The sequence below is a fragment of the Asticcacaulis sp. DW145 genome (assembly GCF_037101385.1).
In the GTDB taxonomy this organism is placed as follows: Bacteria; Pseudomonadota; Alphaproteobacteria; order Caulobacterales; family Caulobacteraceae; genus Asticcacaulis; species Asticcacaulis currens.
Genome location: NZ_AP029024.1, coordinates 1,057,432 through 1,076,778, shown reverse-complemented (window position 1 = coordinate 1,076,778; position 19,347 = coordinate 1,057,432). Strand labels below are relative to the sequence as shown.

The window sequence follows — 19,347 nt, the reverse complement described above, 5'->3', positions numbered from 1 at the left end:
GCGGCCAACACTTATTTGAACCGGTAAGTGATGCGGCCCTTGGTCAGGTCATAGGGCGTCATTTCGACCATGATACGGTCACCGGCCAGCACGCGGATGCGGTTCTTGCGCATCTTGCCCGCGGTGTGCGCGATGATTTCATGACCCGAGTCTTCGAGCGTCACGCGGAATGTCGCGTTCGGCAAAAGCTCGACAACGGTACCCGCAAACTCCAACAGTTCTTCTTTTGCCATTCGGCCCCACAGGGAAAGGGAAAAGGGCGAATCGTCATGCGATGTCGCCCATGAAAATCAGTGGCGCTCCCTTTATACCCAAACGGGTTCAGAGGAAAGAGGGAAAGCGCGCGTGAAAAGGCGGAGCCCCTTTCGGAACTCCGCCGATCCAGTACACACTCCCGGAGCGAAGCGACTAGCGACCGAGCGGGAGCGCAGGTTGCGCGCCGCTAAGAGGCCAAGCCTCTGAGCGCAAGTTAAGGATTAAAACTTGCGTACCACGCTGACCGACAGGTTGTCGGCATTACCCCGGTCATCCTTGAAGGCCGAGCGGGTATAGTCGCCGCGGATGGCATAGGCGTCATTGAGCTTCATCTGCGCGCCCACACCGACATCCAGCGCCGTGCCGTCTTCGGCGATCGGCGAGTTGTTATAATTCTTCAACTGAGTGTCCGAGACACCCACGCGGCCGATCAGTTCCACGCGATCCGACACCGGCAGGAAGCCCACAGCATAGGCGGCCTTCTTGTTGGTCAGCTTATAGCGGCCATTATTGGTCGTATCGCCATTGGTGCCGGCCGCCAGTTCACCTTCGACACCGAAGTGCGGGGTCAGCTTGGCGCCGAGGCGCGCATTCATCGAGTTGAGGCTGGAATCAGACTTGTTGTTATTCGTAGCGGTCGCACCGATCGAGCCATACACTTCGGGCTGCGACAGGGACTGCGCGGAAGCCGTGGACGCGCCGAAAGCCGCAGCGGCCAGAGCGGCGGTAGCCATGAGCATGGTCTTCATAGTGAACTCCTATTGTCTTCGTGTGCCGTGCGGTTTTCGTGAACCGCACTCATTGTTACTCGCCGGAGCTGATGCCCCAGCGACCAGACAACAATCGCTCTGCAAAGGGGCCGCAATGGGCCGCCTCAAAGGCCATTTCTGGGCGTTTTTACAAGAAAAACATCAATTTAGGTAGAGATTGCGGCAAAACCGCCATCTTGATGAACTCAAAATGAACGACCATTCATTTCGGGAAAAATACGCATAAAGCGGCTTTTGCGCCACACCTGCATTTTATCCCCACACGGAGCAATTAACCCCGCAGGTGCAGGGCGTGGATCAGGGTGAACAGACGCCGCGCCGTTTCATGATCAATTTCGATCTTGCCGGTCAGACGCTCGGTCAGGAGGTCCGCACCGTCATTGTGAATACCGCGACGCCCCATGTCGATGGACTCGATCTGCCCCACCGTGGCGTTTTTCAACGCCTCGTAATAGCTTTCGCAGATCATGGCATAGTCCTTCATGATCGGCTTGAGCGGTGTGAAGGACAGCATGAACTTCTTGGCATAGCCGTCGCCCGACACGTCAAACACCAGACGCCCGTCTTCATAGGCCAGTCGCAGATCGTATTTTTCCGCTGTGCCGCCTTCGGGTTTGAAGCTGTTTTTTTCGATCAGGTCGAACATGGCGACCTGACGCTCATGCTCCACCTCCGGCGACGGCGAAGCCAGGCTGTCGGAGTCGATGTCGATACGGGCCAGTTTCATAATTACACCGGGTGGCTGGGGGTCGAACGGGCGCGATGCGGCGCGGCGAGGTCCATAAGCAGAAGATCGACGGCCTCAACCTCGATCTTCAGTTCGGCGGCGGCCTTGCCCGCAAAGCGCAGATAGAGGTGGCAGGCCGGGGCTTCGAGCGGTTCGGTGGCCAGATGCAGGATGGTCATGCCTTGCGGCGGCCGATGCACGTCGAAGCCACGCGACTGAAGGCCGGTGATCGAGCCGATCTGCAAGGCACAGGCGGCGCGCAACGGCGTGCGGCTCTTGTGTTCATGGCAAAAGCGATTGAAGCGCAGAGTCAGGGCACGGGCACGGGCATCATAACGCACGTCTTCGCCGCGCAGGGCCGCATCCTGCAGCAGCGCGCTCAGCGGCACCACGTCCTCTTCGCTCTGGGCGAGAAGACGGAGCGGTTTCGGCTTATTTTGAAACCACCCAAACATGAGGCTTATTCTTCCTCAATCGGGTCATTGCCCTTGATACGGCGAATATTGGCGCCGCAGGCCGACAGCTTGCCTTCAAGGTTTTCAAAGCCGCGATCCAGATGATAGACGCGATTGACGATGGTTTCGCCGCGCGCCGCCAGACCGGCAATGATCAGACAGGCCGAAGCGCGCAGATCGGTGGCCATGACCTGTGCCCCGCGCAGTTCCTCAACGCCCGTTACTTTCGCTTCGCCGCCGTGCTGGACCGAGATACTGGCCCCCAGACGCCCCAGTTCCGGCACGTGCATGAAGCGATTTTCAAAAATCGTCTCGCGCACCGTGGACTCGCCTTCGGCCAGCGTCATCAGCGCCATGAACTGCGCCTGAAGGTCGGTGGCAAAGCCCGGATAGACTTCGGTGGTGATATCGACCGCTTTCAGGCGGCCCTGACCGCGACGGATGGTCACCGTATCGGCGGTCGTTTCGATCTCGCAACCCGCCTCACGCATCTTGTCGAGCAGAATACCGATCAGTTCCGGGCGCACCTTGGTGAGGCGCACCTCGCTGCCCGGCATGGCCGCCCCGGCCAGCGCGTAGGTGCCGGCTTCGATACGGTCGCAGATCACCGCCCAGTCGGTGCCCTTCAACGAGGTGACGCCATCGACGACGATGGTCGGCGTCCCCGCCCCGCTGATCTTTGCGCCCATGGCGTTCAGACATTCGGCCAGATCGACGATTTCGGGTTCACAGGCCGCGTTTTTGAACACCGTCGTACCCTGCGCCAGAGCGGCCGCCATCAGGGCGTGCTCGGTCGCGCCAACCGAAACGAAGGGGAACTCGATCTCCGTCCCCTTAAGGCCGCGCGGTGCCTGAGCGAAAACATAGCCTTCGTGCATGTCAATATGAGCCCCCAGCGCCTCCAGCGCCTTGAGGTGCAGATCGACCGGACGTGCGCCGATGGTGCAGCCGCCGGGCAGCGACACCTTGGCATGACCCGTGCGCGCCAGAAGCGGCCCCAGCACGTTGAACGAGGCGCGCATCTGACGCACCAGATCATAGGGGGCAAAGGCCGAGGTGATTTCCGGCGTATGCAGGAGGGTTTCCTGATGCCCGTCCGGTCCGTTGGTCTCAGTGATCTGCGTACCGAAGCGTTGCAGCAGACGCCCCAGCAGGCGCGTATCGGCCAGACGCGGCATATTGGTCAGGCGCACCGGGTCTGAGGTCAGCAGGGACGCCGCCATCAGTTTGATCGCGGAATTTTTGGCTCCGCTGACGGGAATATCCCCCTTGAGCGGCACGCCGCCTTCCAACGCAATACGATCCATTGAGTACGCCTGATCCAGATGTTCTTGAGCTTTCGTTTCATGCCCGGTCCGGGCGCGCCGACTCCGGCGGATGAAACAAAATGGATTTGGCGTTCTACATCACCGGGCCGCAGGTGCAACAGCTAGTTTTTCGTCTCGTCTTGCGGCGCTGGCGTCGGTTCGGGGCGGCGTGCGGCGGCCTTGCGGCGCTGGAGATTGGCGCGCAGGGCGGCATTAAGGCGCTCGGCCTTCTCATCCCTGGGGTTTTTATTCGGAGAGTCGCTCATAAGGCGGTGATTTAGCGTTCCATCCACAAAAAGCGAGCGAAAAATGCACTTTTCGCTTTGCGTTTCGCGCCGGTTTGGGTATTAGCCCCGTCCTCAGCCGGTGTTAACACCGGTTCAGCCGTATTAGCTCAGTGGTAGAGCGCATCCTTGGTAAGGCTGAGGTCGGCAGTTCAATCCTGCCATACGGCACCATGAAGGCCCGGTTCGGAAACGACCGGGCCTTCGCCATTTTCAGCCTACCATGCGCCGAACGTACCTGGCACCGCCCGTCCTCTCGTTGAACGGATGTCCCTTTGCGCCCGGATCGCCGAAGTGGTCGTGGTGTAATAGCCGATACTGCCGGAAGGCATGTTGAAACTGACTATATCGGTCCAGATGTGCGCCGTGTCGTCGGCACCGATGGCAATGGTATCCACCCCGTCGCCGCTCAACTTATCCCCCGTATCGCCTTCGACGTGGGTGGCCGCCAGAAGCTGCTCAGAGGTGTCGATATTACGAACCGGGCCGCCCTTACCGTTAAAATAATGTAGGCGTCGCCCCGCTGTGGGGTTGCCGGTTGCGCGGTGACCGCACGGGTCTTGCCCTTCGCCTGACTGAGGGCGTCGAGCCGCCAGAGACTTTAATTCAATGAGATATGTTTTGTGCCTGTCCCGCTTGCAGCAGGGGCAGCCCGAGCGCAGGTGTGTTTTGCAGCGACACATTCGGGCCTCATCAGGCTGACGCCAGTCAGTGTCCGCTCAAAAAAGAGACCGGGAACGAAAGTCAGGGCAAAAGATAGACGAGACGCTTCTTGCCCCTGGTAGACTTCAGGGTAGCCAAATGGTCTTTATGGCGGCCCGATGCATAGGCCTCACGGCCACTCTCTTCGATATAAAGGGTTTTTTCGATTTCCTTTTGCACGATGTGCGCGGCGTAGAGGTGCCCCTGAAACAGTGTGTCCGCCAGACCGGATACCGGCAGAAGGGGGATAATGCCGTCAAAACCGCTAATTCCCGCATCAATCGAAAGAACGAACAGGGTCTGCACAAAGGTGATAGGGCTGATGCGCACCCGCACCGCGTTAATCAGGATAAACAGGCTGGCGATGATTGAGTAACCGGCGGCAACGCCCGGCACGGGCACCCACGACAACAATCCGTCCAGACCGATGATATTGATGGGGCCGATACCGACGATACGATCCGAGAGGCGTTTAATCGTGCCTATGGAGTCATAGGTCTTCTGAACCTCGTATGCCGATCTGACGAACATGTCACTTGCTCCCCTTCGCCCGTTATGGCTACAGAGATTGCCTGTAGCGGGGTTATGCGTCAATCAGATGAGCGAGGGGAATTAACCATGATCGTCACAACCACACCGAATGTCGAAGGCCGCAGTATCGACACCTATATCGGCGTCGTTACCGGTGAGGCTATTCTGGGGGCAAATATCTTCCGTGACCTGTTTGCGGGTATCCGCGACATTATCGGCGGCCGTTCGGGCTCTTACGAAAAAGTGCTGCGCGCCGCACGCGAAGCCGCCTTGAAGGAAATGCAGGAAGAAGCCGCGCAACACGGCGCCAATGCCATTGTCGGCGTCGATCTCGATTATGAAACCGTCTCTCAGGGCACCATGCTGATGGTGACCTGCTCCGGCACCGCTGTCATCCTGCGCTGATCCGTGCTGGTTCTGCGTGTGTTTTCGTTTCTGGGCTTTGTGCTCAGCCTGGCGCTGCTGGGCATGGGGGCCGTGTGCCTGCTCGATCCGCATGAAGCGCGTGGGTACCTGATCGACATCTTCACGGCCCCCCTCCTCACTGTGGCGGTGGCGGCGAGCTTTGTGCTGATCCAGTTGCGGCAGCGGGCCTCGGCGCTGATGAGCCTTATGGCAGCTGGTCTTTTGGGGGTGAGTTTCTGGTCGCAGATCAGCCCGCCCCACCCGCCAACGGAAACGAAGGCGACCCCGGTGCGGCTCATGTTCGCCAACCTGTACGCCAAGAACGAGACGCCGGAGCGACTGCTTGAGTGGGTCAGAGCAGAAAACCCCGATGTCGTGGCCATGGTCGAAGCCGGGCCTCTGGCCGAAGCAACCTTGGCGGCAAAATTACGCCAGACCTATCCCCACGTGGCTCGCCGCTATGACACTTTCGTCTTTTCGCGCTACCCCCTGACGCGGCCGCGCGCCCGCCCCATTGGTTACAGCCTGCTAACCGTAGAGGTCGCGGCACCTGCGGGAGCGTTTCATCTGGCCGTGGCGCATCTGACGCGTCCATGGCCATTCAGTGCACCGGGCGACCAACCGCGCCAACTGGAGCGGCTTGGCGCGGACCTGCGCGACGAACAGCCGGAGCGCACGGTGCTGGTCGGGGATTTCAACACCACCCCCTCAGCCTCAGGCCTTATGGATATCAGTCGCCACCTGCACCTGTTCGCTGCCCCGGCCCCGGTCGGCACATGGCCGGCGGTGCTGCCCGCGCCTTTGCGCATTGGCATAGACAACGGCTTTGCGGGTAAGGACCTGACCCTGCGCAATCGCAAGTCCGGGCCCTATTACGGTTCCGACCACCGACCGATTGTTTTCGACATCTATCCGGCGAAGTCATGACGGCTGGATGCGGTTCGCGCATCCGGCCGTTCCATAATTACTTACGCGGCGCCGGACGGCGCTTGGGAGCGGCCTTGACCGCCGACAGGGGCTCAAACACCGGGGTGACCACCGGCTCTGACTCTACCTCTTCACTGACCCCGGTCTCGACGGTAGGGGCCTCAAATGTCGGCAAGGGTTCGATGTGCACCGGTGCCGATACCTCCGTCAAGGCGTCCACAACCGCGTCTTCAACCTCGATCGCGGCTATGACGGGGGCAACGGCGGCTTCGCGCACCGCCTCATTGACCTCTTCCAGCACATGCGCCGCGTCTTCGCTGGCCTTGAACCAACTCTGTCGCAGGCTCATCATATCGACAAAGCCGTGCGGCAGGTCCTTATAGAGGTCGTTGCCTCCCGCGCGGCGGGCCGTCGCTCCGGACAACATCCAGGCGGAGACACCAAAGCTGGTCGCGGCAAAAAACGGCACCCACATGGGCGAACAGGCCCCGATCCAGAAATGGGTCAGGCGCTCCGTCGCGCTCTTCATCTCTTCGGAGGTGGGCAGCGAAAAGGGGGGCAGATCGGATTGCGTCATGGTCAACATCTCGGGGCCTCGTGCGCTCGAAAAATATTGCAGCGCACAAAATCTAACACAGAAATCCACAGCCGCCTATGCGACCCATCGCCCTAAGCAGGCAAATTCGCGTGATCGGCGATTAATCCAACCTCCACACCGAGGCCTTACCCCCCGGTTCGGCAAAGACCTGAGCCAGATCCTCGGCAATGTCGCGCATGGCCCTGACCACCGACGCCGGCGCATTGACCGTCACCAGCGCGCAGCCGTTCATCTTCAACGGATGGGTCAGCGGGCGCAGGCGCAGTTCGGCCACGGCAATGTCCGGCCCGCCCTCGCCCGTCTGGTCCTCCAGAAGCTCGCATTCCATATGGCGCAGGAAGCGATCGAAGGTTTCAAGGTCTTTCAGCGGCAACCACACCAGCGCCTTGGTGGCGGGCTGTTTTTTCAGCACGTCACGCAGGGAGAGATTGATGCGCTCATAATCCTCGAACTGCTCGAACGGCGGGTCGATCAGCAGAAAGAAATCCTTGTCCGGTTCGACCATTTCGACCGCCGCCTCATAGCCATCCGTATGGCGGGCCTTGCCGCGCGGCGTCACCGTCTCCCTCAAGCGCTCGTAATCGTCCTTGCGCAACTCGCAGCCCATATAGCGGCCTTCTGCCGTCAGATGGTCAAGCACCAGAAGCGGCGAGCCGGGATAGAGGCCGATGCGCGTTTTGAACCCGGCCGCGCGGTTCTTGGCCCACACATAGTCCGACAAGGGGATGAGACTTGGCGGCACGTCACGCCCCAGCAGATAGCCGATCCCGGCCTCGGCCTCCTTGGAGCGCGAAAAGGTCGGATCGGACAGGTCGTACTGACCGGCCCCGGCGTGGCTGTCCACCACCTGAAGCGGTTGCCCCATCTCACGCAGGGCGCGCAGAAAATTCAGCAGAACCGCGTGCTTGAACAGGTCGGCGAAGTTCCCGGCGTGGAAGCCGTGGCGATAGTTCAAAGCCCTAATTCCTTCTGTTTCTTTTTCGACAGGCCATCCGCGACCAGACGATGCGAGTCAGCAATCAAGCCACGCAGTTCGTCGTCGGACATCTGATGGCCGGTATAATACTGTATCCAGCTCATGCTGCGTGAGGCCAGATAGGGGGCCGGGCGGCAATCGGGATGATCGCGCAGGATTTCAAAGGTCATGGGTGTCACCTTGACGCTGAACGACAGGTGTCCGTCGGGTTGCGTGCCCGCAACGACGAAGACCTTACCACCGACCTTCCACACATCGGACTGCCCCCACTGCACCACATGGGTGGTGGCGGGGAGCGACCGGCAGAAGGCATTGAGGTCGTCGAGGGTCATGGCGTTACCTATAGCACCTACCCGTAAATGGGGGGAGGCACCTGAGATGTCACCCCTTCAGACCGCGGGCGATCTCCAGCGTGTCGGCCAGCAGCGATTCCGACGTCGGCCAGGCCCCGGCCCCCTTGCCCGTCACGTACCAGAAGTCTCCGTTTTCCAGCTCGATAATGGCGCGGTTCTGCTCGCCCTTGGCCCCCACCAGATAGTGATCGGCGGGAAGCTCCTCCAGCTTCATCGACACCTCAAGACCCTTAGACGTCATTATGGCGCGCGCCACGTAGCGCAAGCCCTTGCCCTTGGGGATGACCAGCGATTCCGCCGTGATGGCCCCGACCTCAACGTGCACGGGCGTCACGCCGGGGAAGGCGATTTCGCGCAGCAGGCGCAGCTTGGCCCCCACATCCGTGCCATCAAGATCGGCCGTAGAATCTGGCTCGGCAAAGCCCAGACGGCGCGCCTCATCCATGGCCGCATCGAAGGTCTTACCCGCTTCGACCTGGTCAATCACGAAGTTGGAGGTGCCGTTGACCACCCCGGCAATGCTCTTGATCTTGTGCGACTTGACGGCGCGCAGCAGGGCTTCGATGACCGGGGCCCCGCCTCCGACCGAAGCCGAATAGGTCAGCGCCGCGCCCGACGCTTTCGCCGCGTCCTTCAGCTTGCCCTGAACAGCGGCCACCGCCTGCTTATTGGCAGAGGTGACGCCGACGCCCAGTTTGAGAAACTGCTCCAGCAGTTCCGCCGAGGGCGACACGCCGGTGCCGATATCGACGAACACATCGACATCAGCGCGGGCAAAGTTACGTGCATCCGAGGTAAACTTACCCGCCAGCGGATGGTCGCGGCGCTTCGACGGATCACGCACCAGTACGCGATCGACCTCGATCAGGTCCGACCATTCAAGGCAGCGTTGCAGGAACATCGAGCCGACGCCCCCCGCCCCCATCACCGCTACACGGATCTTGCGCGCAAAGCCCGGCGTCCTGCGTTCCGCCGTCTTGGCCCCCAGCACGGTCTCATACCCGCGCGCCATGCCCGCGACCTCGACCTCCAGCCCGTGCTCGTGGGCGTATTTCATGGCCTTGGCCTGCACGACGGGGAAGGCGATCTTTTCGGCCTCCTCCCACGACAGGGCGGCGTAGGGCTTGGCTGTATCGGGATAGGTATTGGGGTCGATATCATAGACCGCATCGACGTCCTTATTGAGACGCACGCGCGCCTCGACACCGGCGTCACGCAGGGCCTTGCCGATAAAGACGGCGGTCAGGTCCGAGCCGCCCCGCCCCAGAAGCACAGGCTCACCGGCGGCGTTTTCAGCCACATACCCCGGCACCACCACCAGATCGGAGGCTTTCAGGTCGTTGATCAGCACTTCGGTCTTCAGGCTGACCGGCTGAGCATTGAAATGATCCCCTTCAGCGGTCAGACCGATTTCGGCCACCGAACGAAAGCGCGTCACGATCCCCGACCGCTCGCAGGCCATGGCGAACAGGGTCGAGGCCTTCATTTCACCGGTCGCCAGCAGGTGCGGCGTCGCCGAAGAGGCCGAGGCCTGCGTATAGCCAACGGCCAGACGCATAAGCTGGTCTGTCTCACCCTTGAAGGCCGAAATAACAGCAATCACCTTTTGCGCGTCGCGCACATAGCGATAAACCTCGGACACGGCGCGGTGCAGGGCCGCTTCGGAGGTCAGAACCGAACCACCGAATTTCACGACAAGGGTAGACATGTTCTCAGATCCTTATTCCGATCGCCCTTACGGCAGGCGGGTAAGCATGGCGTTATAAGTCTTTTCAACGAATTCAAAGAAAAAAGATAAGGCGCGCTCCGTTTTTCGTGTTAAGCGCGCGACGACGGAGAGAAGTCGTTGCAGCAGTATCTAAAATCATCCGTGAGCCTGAAGGCCTATGCCTGCCTGCTGATCGCCTCGATCCTGTGGGCGGGCAATATGGTGTCGGGCAAGCTGGCCGTGGGGCATATCAGCCCCGCCATGCTGTCGGCCGCACGCTGGATACTGGCGGCGCTGGTGATCTTTGCCCTCTCTGTTAAGCCTTTGCGCCGCGACTGGCCCGTCATCCGTCAGCACCTGCCGCTCCTTCTGGCCTATGGCTTCTTCGGTTTCGCGTCGTTCAATATCCTGCTCTACACCGCGCTTGAGCACACCAGCGCCATCAATGTGGTGATCGAAGACGCCGGTATTCCTCTGGTGATTATGGGGCTGAACTACGCGCTTTATCGCATCACAGCCTCGTGGGCGCAGGTCGCGGGCTTCAGCGTCACCGCTATCGGCGTCATGCTGACGGCCACGCATGGCGATCTGCGCAATATTGTGCGGCTGGACCTCAATCTCGGCGATGCCCTGATGCTGCTGGCCGTCATCAATTACGGGGCCTATACGATCGCCCTGCGCTATAAGCCGGCGATCCACTGGCAAAGCCTGATGGCCATTCCGACCATTGGGGCCATAGGGGCCGCCCTGCCCTATCTGCTGTGGATGTCGCGCGATACCGGTATCGTCTGGCCCGATACCACCGGCTGGCTGATCGTGCTCTATACCGGCCTTCTGCCATCATTGGTGGCACAGGTCTGCTATGTGTGGGGCGTCGAGCTGATCGGGGCCAACCGGGCCGGCCTGTTCATCAACACCATCCCGCTGTTCGGGGTGATCCTGTCGGTGCTGATCCTGCGCGAGCCTCTGCACGGGTTTCACTTCTGGGCGCTGGCTCTGGTCATTGCCGGTATCGTGCTGGCCGAATGGGGCCGGCCTAAAGCCTCACAACCTACCTAACGCATCCCTTTGACGGCGTTGAAATAAAGTCCGTCGGGCAGCAGCGCCAGAAGTTTGACCATCCGCGTAAAGCCCTTCGGGAAGTGGATTTCGAAGCGTTTGCTGTCCAGTTCGCGGGCAATGGCGCGGGCGGCCTTTTCCGGCGTAATCATCATCGGCATCTCAAAACCGTTCTTGTCCGTCAGGCGCGTTTTGACAAAGCCCGGATTGATGACCTTTATATCCAGCCGGTCGCCATGTTCGGCGCGCAAAGAGGTCGCCAAAGAAATCACCCCCGCCTTGGTGGCCGCATAGGGCTGACCATTGGGCAGGCCGCGATAACCCGCAACCGACGCGCAAAGGGCGATCTGACCTTTTTCCGCCATGACCGGCAGGGCGGCCTCCACGACATAGAAGGCCCCTTTGAGGTTGGTATCTATAATGCGGCCCATGTCACCGAGGTCGATCTGCCCCAGCTTCATCGGCGTGTAGGCCCCGGCAAAAAACAGCACACGATCAAGCGGCCCCACCGTGTCCCTCAACCATATCGCTGAGCGCGCCACCGCCGCACCGTCCGATACATCCAGCGGCAGGACGCGATGCCCGCGGCCCTTCAGGCGTTTACAGATCGTGTCCAGCGCCTCGGTATTGCGCGCCGACAGGATGATTTCCTCACCCCGCGCCGCCAGCCGTTCGGCCAGCGCCTCACCTATGCCGCTGGAGGCCCCGATGATCCAGGTGCGTTTGGGTGTCTTTCGCGGGCTCATGCTTCCCCCAGGAGTCTGGCGCGCAGTGCTTTCGAGGAGGTCCGGCTGCCCAGCCAGATATCGAAGAACAGGCGCGTAAATTGCTTATCGCGGATAGTGCCGATGGAACGGCCATTGTGAATGAACTGGGCGTAACCATCGGCGTTGCGCACACCCGTAATATAGGCCCCCGAACGGATGTCCGGAAAAATGGCGCTCATCTGCTGCCGCCACTCTTCCAGCCTGGCCCTGTCCGAAAAGCCCTGTTTGCGGATTTCGACCACCGAATGATCGACGATATGCTTCGCGGTGATGTTTCGGAGATAGTCCAGCCGCAGGGCGAACGGCTTTTGCGGGTCATAGCGGCCATTGGGCGCATAGAGGCTGGCGTCAAAAATCGACAGGCCCAGCACACTGTAACGGCCCTTGCCGACCAGCTTGCCGTCAGGCACGCCCGCCGGAACCTCGGCGCGCCCAGCAAAAGCAGTGATCGAGAGGGGCAGAACGCCAAGAGAAACCAAGAGCGCGCGACGTTTGATTTGGGTCATATCGTCATTACGCATGACAGCCGCTGCCGGATGACCCGCTTATGCGCTTCTTATGCGAAAAGGCCTCAGGTCCATCAACCTCTTGACGACAAACCGAACTTGGGCGCATAAGCGCACATAACTCATCGAGACCAGCCGAGGGACAGGCCCGACGACGCTGGGGCAACCGCCGACTCTTCGGAATGGTGCCAACTCCTGCGGAAGTGCGCTTCCGACAGATGAGAGAAGCGACAGCGGCTGTGTGGCCGTGTCTTCTCCCGACTGGTCCGTTGAGCCCCTGTTTCGCACCGGACCACTGAGCTTTTACCGATATGAGCTTTATCAAACCCTTGTCCATGCCTGATCTGACCGGCACCGATATCCGCGTCGATATTCCGGACGATTTCCGTTTGCAAAGCGGACAGAAACTCGAACAGACCGACGTGGTCGCGCGCCTCTATGGCCCCGCCGATGGCCGCGTCGTGGTGGCCGCCGGCGGTATTTCGGCCGGGCGTATCCTGTTTGCCAAGGAAGATTCCACCGACACTGCCCCCGGCTGGTGGGAGGGCGTGGCGGGCCCCGGTGAGGCGCTGGATCTCAACAGGTTTCGCGTCCTGTCTATTGAATTTGCCCCGCGCCTGCCCGCCTCTCAGGTCTATACCATCACCACGCACGATCAGGCACGTTTGGTGAAGCTGATCCTCGATCACCTTGAGGTCGCTCATGTTTTTGCCTTTATCGGCGCGTCTTACGGGGCGATGATCGGGCTGGCCTTTGCCGAGCTTTATCCCGACTATATCGACCGCGTCTGCTGCATTTCGGCGGCGCACAGGGCGCACCCGATGGCCACAGCGATGCGCGGCCTGCAACGCCGCCTGCTGAAGTTCGGTCTCGATACAGGCCGTGAGCAGGAAGGGATTTCACTGGCGCGGCAACTGGCCATGACCACCTATCGTTCCGAAGCCGAATTTTCCGAGCGTTTTGATGGCCCGGCCCCCGACTGGGCCGGCGATAACTACGCGGTTTGCGGCTATCTGCGGGCGCGCGGCGATGCCTATGCGTCGAACGCCAATCGCTGGATATCCATGTCGGACTCGCTGGATCGTCACCGCGTTGACCCGGCAAAGATCAAAGCGAAGGTGTTTCTGGCCGCCGTCCCGACCGACCGGCTGGTGCCCTATTCCGACATGCAGACCCTGCATGAGACGCTGAGAGACAGCGTCTTTATCGACTTCCCCTCACTTTACGGACACGACGCTTTCCTCAAAGAAATCCGTCTGGTGTCCGATATTGTTCGCACATCCCTCAACGATTAGCCCGTCTCCCTTTAGGGAGAACGGGCAGGAATGAACATGTCCAGAAAAGACTATCTCAAAGACGCCAAACCCGGCACCAAGGTCATCAATATCGGCATCGACACGGACCGCGCCCATGGGGCGGTCATGCCGCCGATCTACCTGTCGTCCAACTATTCCTTCGCCGGTTTCGGGCAAAAGCGCGGTTATGACTACGCCCGTTCCGGCAATCCGACGCGTGACATCATCGCCGATGTGATCGCCGACCTGGAAGGTGGCGCAGGTGCGGTGATGACCGCGTCCGGCCTCGCGGCGCTGGACCTTCTGTGGCAGGACCTGCCCAACAAACGTGTTATCGTCCCCCACGACTGTTATGGTGGTACGCAACGACTGCTCAACGCACGCCGTCGTCAAGGATTGATCGAAGTCGTCTATGTCGATCAGGGCGACGATGCGGCTATGGAGTCTGCTCTGTCGCAGCCGGCGGGTCTGTTGCTGCTGGAGACGCCGTCCAACCCGCTGATGCGCGTTATCGACCTCGAAAAGCTGATCGCGCTCGGCCACGCGGCCGGGGCGAAGGTCGCCGTGGATAATACCTTCCTGTCACCTGCCCTGCAAAACCCCATCGCGTTCGGGGCCGATTTCGTCATCCATTCGACGACCAAATATATCAATGGCCATTCGGACGTTATAGGCGGGGCGCTGGTCTGCACCACGGCAGAGGACGTCACCACCTATCGCTGGTGGGCCAATTGCCTCGGTTCGACACCGGGCGCGTTTGACTCCTATATGACGCTGCGCGGCGTGCGCACGCTTCTGGTGCGGGTAAAGCAGCAGCAGGAGTCAGCGCAGGCCATTGCCGAATTCCTCGACGCTCACCCAGCCGTATCGCGCGTCTTCTATCCCGGCCTGCCGTCACACCCGCAGCACGCACTGGCGAAACGTCAGCAAAAGGGGTTCGGAGCCATGATGAGTTTCGAACTGTCGGGCGGACTTGAGGCCGTCAAGCGCGTGCTCGAAGTCGTTGACCTGTTCAGCCTAGCCGAAAGTCTGGGCGGGGTCGAAAGCCTGATCGTGCATCCGGGGTCGATGACCCATGCGGCCATGTCGCCGGAAGCGCAGGCTACGGCGGGGATTACCGAGGGCCTGCTGCGTTTGTCGATTGGCCTCGAAGACCCGACGGACCTGATCGCTGCGCTCGACCGGGCCTTGCAGGTGGCCTGACCCTTCAGCGACCCAGACCCTGAAACCGCTTCAGCTTGTCCGGGTTGCGCACGAAATAGATGGCCCTGGCGCGCCCGTCGTGAGTTTCGATAGTGAGCAGATCGCGGGTGCCATCCGTGTGGTGACTGAGCACCGACAGGGCCCCATTGGCCTGTACAAACTCGACCCGCACCACCGTGTGTTGGCGGAATTTCTGGTAGATACCGACCATGAATTTCAGCACCCGGTCGCGGCCTTCCAGCACGTTGAGGGCGGCTGACACCTTGCCACCGCCATCGGAATGGAGCGTCGCGTCGCGCGTCAGCAGGGCTTCCAGAGCGCTTACGTCTCCGGACTGCGACGCCTCCAGAAAGGCCTCAAGGAAGGCGCGTTCATCATCGGGCGTAACCGCAAACCGTGCGGCAGGTGTTTTGTCGCGCCGCACCGCCTTGCGCGCCCTTGCCGCCAATTGCCGACAGGCGGCTTCGGAGCGCTCCAAAGTGGCCGCTATGTCGGCAAACCCCACGCCGAACACGTCGTGCAGTAGGAAGGCCGCACGCTCCAGGGGGCTAAGCCTTTCCAGCGCGTAAAGCAGCCCGATTGACAGGTCGTCCGACAGTCCCTCTACGGCCCTTGCGCCCGGGAAATCGCTGATATCGTGCAGAGGCTCGGGGAGCCACGGTCCGACATAGGTCACGCGCTGACGATGCGCCGATTTGAGGACATCGAGGCTGAGCCGCGTCACCACCCGCGTCAGGAAGGCCCGTGGATGTACGACGGTTTCGGTATCGCGGGTACGGATATAGGCCTCCTGCACCACGTCCTCAGCCTCAGCGACGGTGCCCAACATGCGGTAGGCGACGCCGATCAGATAGCGGCGATGACTCTCGAAATCGGCGATCATCCCGCGCTCCTATCTGGCCCGGTCCTGCGGATGGACCTGCCGCAATGGCACAGCGATGCGGTTCCAGCCATTGATCTGCGCGATCAGAAAGGTCAGGTCAACCGCGTCCTTTTCGTTAAATTCAAACCGCATGGCCTCATAATCGGCGTCCGGCGCTTCGGTGGTCGAGATCAAGGTCACGCTCTCAGCCCAGGCCAGGGCGGCGCGTTCACGGGGGGTGAACAGGCCCGACTCGCGCCACGCATCGAGCAGCAGGAGCCGCTTTTCCGTATCGCCATCCTTGAGCGCCTCTTCGCGGTGCATGTGCAGACAGTAGGCGCAATGATTGATTTGCGACACCCGCACCTTGATCAGGTGCATCAGCGACGGCTCGATAGCGGTGGTTTTGAAATAGTCTTCGAGCGCCGCTTTGGCCTTATAGGCTTCGGGGGCGACGGCATAGCCATTGATCCGTTGCGACATAACACGTCTCCTTTTCACCGCCGCTTGGGTGCGGCCTTGAAGGCAAGACGAGCCAGCCGAAGCGGTTGTGACAGGACGCCGAAATTATCTGGTCTTCAGGCGGAAAATCTGACGGCCCGTGCCATCGAAATTAGCCGGGTCGAGCCAAGCCTCATAGGCGGAGCGGATGCGCGGCCACTCAGAATCAACTATTGAAAACCATGCCGTGTCGCGGTTTTCGCCCTTCATCACCATGTCCTGGCGAAAGGTGCCCTCGTAAGTAAAACCGAAGCGTTCCGCCGCCCGCACCGAGGCCAGATTGGCCGCGTTGCACTTCCATTCAAAACGGCGATAGCCCAGTTCGTCAAACAGATAGCACCCCATCAGAAACACAGCTTCGGTGGCCAGTGCCGTGCGTTGCAACGCGCGCCCAAACAGCACGGCGCCGATTTCAGCGCTTCCCTGCGCCTCGCGGATACGCATGAAAGAGGCCATGCCCATGACCACCCCGTGGGCATTGAGGATAACCTGCGTTTCCCAGCCTTCCTGCGCGCGCTTGGCTTCGAAGTCGCGCTCAAAGGCCGCTTCGCCCATATAGGGACCGAGCGGCATATAGCGCCACAAATCGCCATTCCCCTCACCACCGGCGACCGCATAGAGCCCCGCCCGATGACGCGCCCAGTCGAGCGGTTCCAGACGGCCATACCGGCCCACAATCGTCTTCGCCGCCGGTCGGGGACGCGGCGTCCAGTTTTCAAGACTCATGGCTTATCCCTACTTCCCTTGCCGCCTAAATCATTTTAGCCATATCGACAACGAAAACCGGGAGCGTTTCATGACCTATTCTGCCGCCACTAAGCGTTACGACGCCATGCCCTATCGCCGCTGCGGGGCTTCGGGCCTGAAACTGCCGGCGATTTCGCTGGGCCTGTGGCATAATTTCGGAGATATTGACGCTCTGGCAACGCAACGCGCCCTGCTGCGCGCGGCTTTTGATCGCGGCGTCACCCATTTCGACCTGGCCAATAATTACGGTCCGCCACCGGGCTCAGCCGAGGTAAACTTCGGGCGCATTTTCGCCGAAGATTTGAAGGCTTATCGTGATGAGCTGATCATTTCATCAAAGGCCGGCTGGCAGATGTGGGACGGCCCCTACGGCTCCATGACCGGTACGCGCAAGCACCTGATCGCGTCCTGCGACCAGAGCCTGAAGCGCATGGGTCTCGACTATGTCGATATCTTCTATTCGCACCGCCCGGACCCGCATACGCCGCTGGAAGAAACCATGGGCGCGCTGGCGACGCTGGTCCAGCAGGGCAAGGCGCTCTATGTCGGTATTTCCAACTACGGCCCGGACCTGACGCAAAAGGCCGCCGATATTCTCAAATCACTGGGGGTGCCCCTGCTGATCAGCCAGCCGAACTACAGCCTGCTGGATCGCTGGATCGAACCGGCACTGCTGGAGACTAACGCGCGCAACGGTGTCGGCACCATCGTCTTTTCACCTCTGGCGCAGGGTTTTCTGAGCGACAAATACCTGAGCGGTCTGCCCGAAGATTCACGCGCCGCCCGCCTCGACTGGGTGCGCGCCGGACTGACCGACGCCAAGCTGGCCCTGATCCGTCAGCTCAATGAGCTGGCAAAGGCGCGCGGGCAATCTCTGGCGCGCCTGGCTCTGGCCTGGACGCTGAAGGATGAGCGCGTCACCTCGACCCTGATCGGGGCACGTACTGTCGAGCAACTGACCGACAGCCTTGGCGCGCTGGACAACCTCGCTTTCAGTGATGACGAACTGGTGCGGTTGGACCAACTGACGCGCGACGCCCTGCCCGGCATTTTCACGGCTCCGCCGAAGTCCACGGGTCAGGATCTGATCGACAATCCGCATTTCAGAGCCTGAAAAAAAAGCGCCGGAGATTCGTTCCGGCGCTTCCTTGTTTTCAATCGGTTAGGCACAAAAATCTATTGCGCGACGATGACTTCGCCCGAAGTGGCCTTGTGGATCAGGGTGACGTTGATATTGCCGCGCGTTGCGTTCGAATAGGGGCAGACGACGTGTGCGGCTTCGATCAGGTCGCGCGCCGCTTCGTCCGGGACGCCCGGCAGGTTGACCTTCAGCGTCACTTCGAGGCCGAAACCGTTAGGGATCTGCCCGATACCGACCGATGCGTCGATCGAGGCGTCGGCGGGAACGGCGACCTTCTTCTGACCGCCAACGAACTTCAGCGCACCGATAAAGCAGGCGGCATAACCTGAGGCGAACAGTTGCTCCGGATTGGTGCCTTCCCCGCCGCCACCGCCCAATTCCTTCGGCGTCGAAAGCTTGACCGACAGACGGCCATCGTTGGTGGAGGCGGTACCTTCGCGGCCGCCGGTGGCCGTAGCGTGAGCGGTGTAGAGCGCGGTGATCGAGGTGGTCATGGTCAGGTTTCCTTTGCGGTTGAGGTCGATGAAGAACAGCCCGCGGCGTGTCTGAAACCTAGATAGATTGCGCGCAATCTTTTGTCAATTGCATTGTGTGCAATTTAATTGATTTTAAGCGATTATTGTGTTATCCCTTTGCCAAGTCAGGAGAAAATCATGTCCTCGCCTCTCATCCCTGCGGAAATGCGGCTTGAAAATCAAATCTGCTTTGCCGTCCACAGCGCCGCCCACGCCTTTGCACAGGCCTATAAGCCCCTGCTGGAACCCTTGGGCCTGACCTATCCGCAGTATCTGGTCATGCTGCTGCTGTGGGAGAAGGACGACCGGTCGGTGAGTGAACTGGGGACGCCGCTGTTTCTGGATTCCGGCACGCTGACGCCGCTGCTGAAACGCCTTCAGACGCAAGGGCTAATCGACCGCACCCGCGACCCAAAGGATGAGCGCGTCACCCGCATCACCCTGACGGATAAGGGCAAGGCACTGGCTAAACAAGGGCAATCCATTCCGCAGGCTATGCTGTGCGCCATGGGCAATATGGACCTGCCGCACCTGATCGCCCTGCGTGATCAGGTTAAGGCCTTGGGCCAGACCCTGCGCGCCGCCTGACGGAGATTTGGCCGCATTGGCGACACAATGCGACCTGTGGACAAGCCTCCCTTTTCGACAAACCCGAAACAGATCAATGTGATCACGGTCTAATCACGCAAATATCACGGAAACGTGATTGCGCCGTGAAAATGACGTGATTTCAGCGCGACATGAAGGCCGCCG

The 19,347-nt window shown here is 60.7% G+C and carries 25 protein-coding genes, 1 tRNA gene and 1 riboswitch; of the genes, 8 read left to right on the top strand and 18 right to left on the bottom strand.

The window, feature by feature from the left end; genetic code table 11:
* Positions 1–11 precede the first annotated feature (11 nt).
* The 6 genes from infA to AACH73_RS05035 form a co-directional block, all read right to left on the bottom strand.
* Positions 12–233, bottom strand: coding sequence for a translation initiation factor IF-1 (gene infA / locus AACH73_RS05060; RefSeq protein WP_041658556.1), 222 nt, complete (start codon positions 231–233; stop codon positions 12–14).
* Positions 234–476: 243 nt separating this feature from the next.
* Positions 477–1,004: a porin family protein gene (locus tag AACH73_RS05055; RefSeq protein ID WP_338735603.1), complete on the bottom strand. Its 528-nt coding sequence runs from the start codon at positions 1,002–1,004 to the stop codon at positions 477–479.
* A 292-nt stretch (positions 1,005–1,296) separates the two neighbouring features.
* A complete protein-coding gene (locus AACH73_RS05050) occupies positions 1,297–1,752 on the bottom strand; it encodes a UPF0262 family protein (protein ID WP_272740297.1) in 456 nt (151 codons plus the stop codon).
* A 2-nt stretch (positions 1,753–1,754) separates the two neighbouring features.
* Complete coding sequence (locus tag AACH73_RS05045) at positions 1,755–2,207, bottom strand: DUF2948 family protein (protein ID WP_272740298.1); 453 nt, start codon at positions 2,205–2,207, stop codon at positions 1,755–1,757.
* Between the two features lie 5 nt (positions 2,208–2,212).
* Positions 2,213–3,514: a UDP-N-acetylglucosamine 1-carboxyvinyltransferase gene (murA, locus tag AACH73_RS05040; RefSeq protein WP_338735602.1), complete on the bottom strand. Its 1,302-nt coding sequence runs from the start codon at positions 3,512–3,514 to the stop codon at positions 2,213–2,215.
* 122 nt (positions 3,515–3,636) lie between these two features.
* Positions 3,637–3,780: a hypothetical protein gene (locus tag AACH73_RS05035; protein WP_272740300.1), complete on the bottom strand. Its 144-nt coding sequence runs from the start codon at positions 3,778–3,780 to the stop codon at positions 3,637–3,639.
* Positions 3,781–3,897: 117 nt separating this feature from the next.
* Between AACH73_RS05035 and AACH73_RS05030 the strand changes: the two genes are divergently transcribed.
* Positions 3,898–3,972: transfer RNA gene (locus AACH73_RS05030), tRNA-Thr, on the top strand.
* 44 nt (positions 3,973–4,016) lie between these two features.
* Here AACH73_RS05030 and AACH73_RS05025 read toward each other — a convergent pair.
* Entirely contained in the window at positions 4,017–4,481 is a 465-nt protein-coding gene (locus AACH73_RS05025; RefSeq protein WP_338735601.1) for a hypothetical protein, read from the bottom strand.
* Positions 4,482–4,542: 61 nt separating this feature from the next.
* On the bottom strand, positions 4,543–5,031 hold the full coding sequence (locus AACH73_RS05020) for a DUF4112 domain-containing protein (RefSeq protein ID WP_338735600.1): 489 nt from the start codon (positions 5,029–5,031) through the stop codon (positions 4,543–4,545).
* Between the two features lie 87 nt (positions 5,032–5,118).
* Here AACH73_RS05020 and AACH73_RS05015 point away from each other — a divergent pair, with 87 nt between their 5' ends.
* Both AACH73_RS05015 and AACH73_RS05010 read left to right on the top strand, forming a co-directional pair.
* Positions 5,119–5,436 carry a heavy metal-binding domain-containing protein gene (locus tag AACH73_RS05015; protein WP_272740303.1) on the top strand — a complete coding sequence of 106 codons (318 nt, stop codon included), beginning with the start codon at positions 5,119–5,121 and terminating at the stop codon, positions 5,434–5,436.
* 3 nt (positions 5,437–5,439) lie between these two features.
* Positions 5,440–6,363 carry an endonuclease/exonuclease/phosphatase family protein gene (locus AACH73_RS05010; RefSeq protein ID WP_272740304.1) on the top strand — a complete coding sequence of 308 codons (924 nt, stop codon included), beginning with the start codon at positions 5,440–5,442 and terminating at the stop codon, positions 6,361–6,363.
* Between the two features lie 37 nt (positions 6,364–6,400).
* Here AACH73_RS05010 and AACH73_RS05005 read toward each other — a convergent pair whose 3' ends face one another.
* The 4 genes from AACH73_RS05005 to AACH73_RS04990 form a co-directional block, all read right to left on the bottom strand.
* Positions 6,401–6,940, bottom strand: coding sequence for a hypothetical protein (locus AACH73_RS05005; protein WP_338735599.1), 540 nt, complete (start codon positions 6,938–6,940; stop codon positions 6,401–6,403).
* 121 nt (positions 6,941–7,061) lie between these two features.
* A complete protein-coding gene (gene rlmJ, locus AACH73_RS05000; RefSeq protein ID WP_338735598.1) occupies positions 7,062–7,916 on the bottom strand; it encodes a 23S rRNA (adenine(2030)-N(6))-methyltransferase RlmJ in 855 nt (284 codons plus the stop codon).
* On the bottom strand, positions 7,913–8,269 hold the full coding sequence (locus AACH73_RS04995; protein WP_338735597.1) for an MmcQ/YjbR family DNA-binding protein: 357 nt from the start codon (positions 8,267–8,269) through the stop codon (positions 7,913–7,915). The genes rlmJ and AACH73_RS04995 overlap by 4 nt, the downstream gene beginning before the upstream one ends.
* A gap of 49 nt (positions 8,270–8,318) precedes the next feature.
* A complete protein-coding gene (locus tag AACH73_RS04990; RefSeq protein ID WP_338735595.1) occupies positions 8,319–9,998 on the bottom strand; it encodes a homoserine dehydrogenase in 1,680 nt (559 codons plus the stop codon).
* A gap of 162 nt (positions 9,999–10,160) precedes the next feature.
* On the opposite strand from AACH73_RS04990, the gene AACH73_RS04985 reads away from it, so the two are divergent.
* Entirely contained in the window at positions 10,161–11,057 is an 897-nt protein-coding gene (locus AACH73_RS04985; protein WP_338735593.1) for a DMT family transporter, read from the top strand.
* Here the strand turns inward: AACH73_RS04985 and AACH73_RS04980 are convergent.
* A complete protein-coding gene (locus tag AACH73_RS04980) occupies positions 11,054–11,803 on the bottom strand; it encodes an SDR family NAD(P)-dependent oxidoreductase (protein ID WP_338735592.1) in 750 nt (249 codons plus the stop codon). The genes AACH73_RS04985 and AACH73_RS04980 overlap by 4 nt on opposite strands.
* Complete coding sequence (locus AACH73_RS04975) at positions 11,800–12,330, bottom strand: chalcone isomerase family protein (protein WP_338735591.1); 531 nt, start codon at positions 12,328–12,330, stop codon at positions 11,800–11,802. The genes AACH73_RS04980 and AACH73_RS04975 overlap by 4 nt, the downstream gene beginning before the upstream one ends.
* 119 nt (positions 12,331–12,449) lie before the next feature.
* Positions 12,450–12,555: riboswitch (SAM riboswitch) on the top strand.
* Positions 12,556–12,641: 86 nt separating this feature from the next.
* Between AACH73_RS04975 and AACH73_RS04970 the strand changes: the two genes are divergently transcribed.
* Both AACH73_RS04970 and metB read left to right on the top strand, forming a co-directional pair.
* Positions 12,642–13,625 carry a homoserine O-succinyltransferase gene (locus AACH73_RS04970; protein ID WP_338735590.1) on the top strand — a complete coding sequence of 328 codons (984 nt, stop codon included), beginning with the start codon at positions 12,642–12,644 and terminating at the stop codon, positions 13,623–13,625.
* Positions 13,626–13,661: 36 nt separating this feature from the next.
* The gene (metB, locus tag AACH73_RS04965) at positions 13,662–14,828 is read left to right on the top strand and encodes a cystathionine gamma-synthase (RefSeq protein WP_272740313.1); all 1,167 of its coding nucleotides are present in this window, start codon (positions 13,662–13,664) and stop codon (positions 14,826–14,828) included.
* A gap of 4 nt (positions 14,829–14,832) precedes the next feature.
* Here the strand turns inward: metB and sigJ are convergent, their stop codons facing one another.
* The 3 genes from sigJ to AACH73_RS04950 all read right to left on the bottom strand — a co-directional run bounded on the left by sigJ (position 14,833) and on the right by AACH73_RS04950 (position 16,917).
* Positions 14,833–15,711 (bottom strand): RNA polymerase sigma factor SigJ, encoded by an 879-nt coding sequence (gene sigJ, locus AACH73_RS04960; protein WP_338735589.1) that lies wholly within the window; start codon positions 15,709–15,711, stop codon positions 14,833–14,835.
* A gap of 9 nt (positions 15,712–15,720) precedes the next feature.
* Positions 15,721–16,173, bottom strand: a complete 453-nt coding sequence (locus AACH73_RS04955) for a carboxymuconolactone decarboxylase family protein (protein WP_272740315.1) — start codon at positions 16,171–16,173, stop codon at positions 15,721–15,723.
* A gap of 84 nt (positions 16,174–16,257) precedes the next feature.
* A complete protein-coding gene (locus tag AACH73_RS04950) occupies positions 16,258–16,917 on the bottom strand; it encodes a GNAT family protein (RefSeq protein ID WP_338735588.1) in 660 nt (219 codons plus the stop codon).
* A gap of 70 nt (positions 16,918–16,987) precedes the next feature.
* On the opposite strand from AACH73_RS04950, the gene mgrA reads away from it, so the two are divergent.
* Complete coding sequence (gene mgrA / locus AACH73_RS04945; RefSeq protein ID WP_338735587.1) at positions 16,988–18,052, top strand: L-glyceraldehyde 3-phosphate reductase; 1,065 nt, start codon at positions 16,988–16,990, stop codon at positions 18,050–18,052.
* A 62-nt stretch (positions 18,053–18,114) separates the two neighbouring features.
* Here the strand turns inward: mgrA and AACH73_RS04940 are convergent, their stop codons facing one another.
* Complete coding sequence (locus tag AACH73_RS04940) at positions 18,115–18,573, bottom strand: organic hydroperoxide resistance protein (RefSeq protein WP_272740318.1); 459 nt, start codon at positions 18,571–18,573, stop codon at positions 18,115–18,117.
* Between the two features lie 159 nt (positions 18,574–18,732).
* On the opposite strand from AACH73_RS04940, the gene AACH73_RS04935 reads away from it, so the two are divergent.
* On the top strand, positions 18,733–19,182 hold the full coding sequence (locus tag AACH73_RS04935) for a MarR family transcriptional regulator (RefSeq protein ID WP_272740319.1): 450 nt from the start codon (positions 18,733–18,735) through the stop codon (positions 19,180–19,182).
* The last annotated feature ends 165 nt before the right edge of the window (positions 19,183–19,347 follow it).

Excerpts from the sequence above, each read along its gene's own strand:
- infA (WP_041658556.1), bottom strand. The coding sequence starts at position 233 with ATGGCAAAAGAAGAACTGTTGGAGTTTGCGGGTACCGTTGTCGAGCTT.
- AACH73_RS05055 (WP_338735603.1), bottom strand. The coding sequence starts at position 1,004 with ATGAAGACCATGCTCATGGCTACCGCCGCTCTGGCCGCTGCGGCTTTC.
- AACH73_RS05050 (WP_272740297.1), bottom strand. The coding sequence starts at position 1,752 with ATGAAACTGGCCCGTATCGACATCGACTCCGACAGCCTGGCTTCGCCG.
- AACH73_RS05045 (WP_272740298.1), bottom strand. The coding sequence starts at position 2,207 with ATGTTTGGGTGGTTTCAAAATAAGCCGAAACCGCTCCGTCTTCTCGCC.
- murA (WP_338735602.1), bottom strand. The coding sequence starts at position 3,514 with ATGGATCGTATTGCGTTGGAAGGCGGCGTGCCGCTCAAGGGGGATATT.
- AACH73_RS05035 (WP_272740300.1), bottom strand. The coding sequence starts at position 3,780 with ATGAGCGACTCTCCGAATAAAAACCCCAGGGATGAGAAGGCCGAGCGC.
- AACH73_RS05025 (WP_338735601.1), bottom strand. The coding sequence starts at position 4,481 with ATGTGTCGCTGCAAAACACACCTGCGCTCGGGCTGCCCCTGCTGCAAG.
- AACH73_RS05020 (WP_338735600.1), bottom strand. The coding sequence starts at position 5,031 with ATGTTCGTCAGATCGGCATACGAGGTTCAGAAGACCTATGACTCCATA.
- AACH73_RS05015 (WP_272740303.1), top strand. The coding sequence starts at position 5,119 with ATGATCGTCACAACCACACCGAATGTCGAAGGCCGCAGTATCGACACC.
- AACH73_RS05005 (WP_338735599.1), bottom strand. The coding sequence starts at position 6,940 with ATGACGCAATCCGATCTGCCCCCCTTTTCGCTGCCCACCTCCGAAGAG.
- AACH73_RS04995 (WP_338735597.1), bottom strand. The coding sequence starts at position 8,269 with ATGACCCTCGACGACCTCAATGCCTTCTGCCGGTCGCTCCCCGCCACC.
- AACH73_RS04990 (WP_338735595.1), bottom strand. The coding sequence starts at position 9,998 with ATGTCTACCCTTGTCGTGAAATTCGGTGGTTCGGTTCTGACCTCCGAA.
- AACH73_RS04980 (WP_338735592.1), bottom strand. The coding sequence starts at position 11,803 with ATGAGCCCGCGAAAGACACCCAAACGCACCTGGATCATCGGGGCCTCC.
- AACH73_RS04975 (WP_338735591.1), bottom strand. The coding sequence starts at position 12,330 with ATGACCCAAATCAAACGTCGCGCGCTCTTGGTTTCTCTTGGCGTTCTG.
- AACH73_RS04970 (WP_338735590.1), top strand. The coding sequence starts at position 12,642 with ATGAGCTTTATCAAACCCTTGTCCATGCCTGATCTGACCGGCACCGAT.
- metB (WP_272740313.1), top strand. The coding sequence starts at position 13,662 with ATGTCCAGAAAAGACTATCTCAAAGACGCCAAACCCGGCACCAAGGTC.
- sigJ (WP_338735589.1), bottom strand. The coding sequence starts at position 15,711 with ATGATCGCCGATTTCGAGAGTCATCGCCGCTATCTGATCGGCGTCGCC.
- AACH73_RS04955 (WP_272740315.1), bottom strand. The coding sequence starts at position 16,173 with ATGTCGCAACGGATCAATGGCTATGCCGTCGCCCCCGAAGCCTATAAG.
- AACH73_RS04950 (WP_338735588.1), bottom strand. The coding sequence starts at position 16,917 with ATGAGTCTTGAAAACTGGACGCCGCGTCCCCGACCGGCGGCGAAGACG.
- mgrA (WP_338735587.1), top strand. The coding sequence starts at position 16,988 with ATGACCTATTCTGCCGCCACTAAGCGTTACGACGCCATGCCCTATCGC.
- AACH73_RS04940 (WP_272740318.1), bottom strand. The coding sequence starts at position 18,573 with ATGACCACCTCGATCACCGCGCTCTACACCGCTCACGCTACGGCCACC.
- AACH73_RS04935 (WP_272740319.1), top strand. The coding sequence starts at position 18,733 with ATGTCCTCGCCTCTCATCCCTGCGGAAATGCGGCTTGAAAATCAAATC.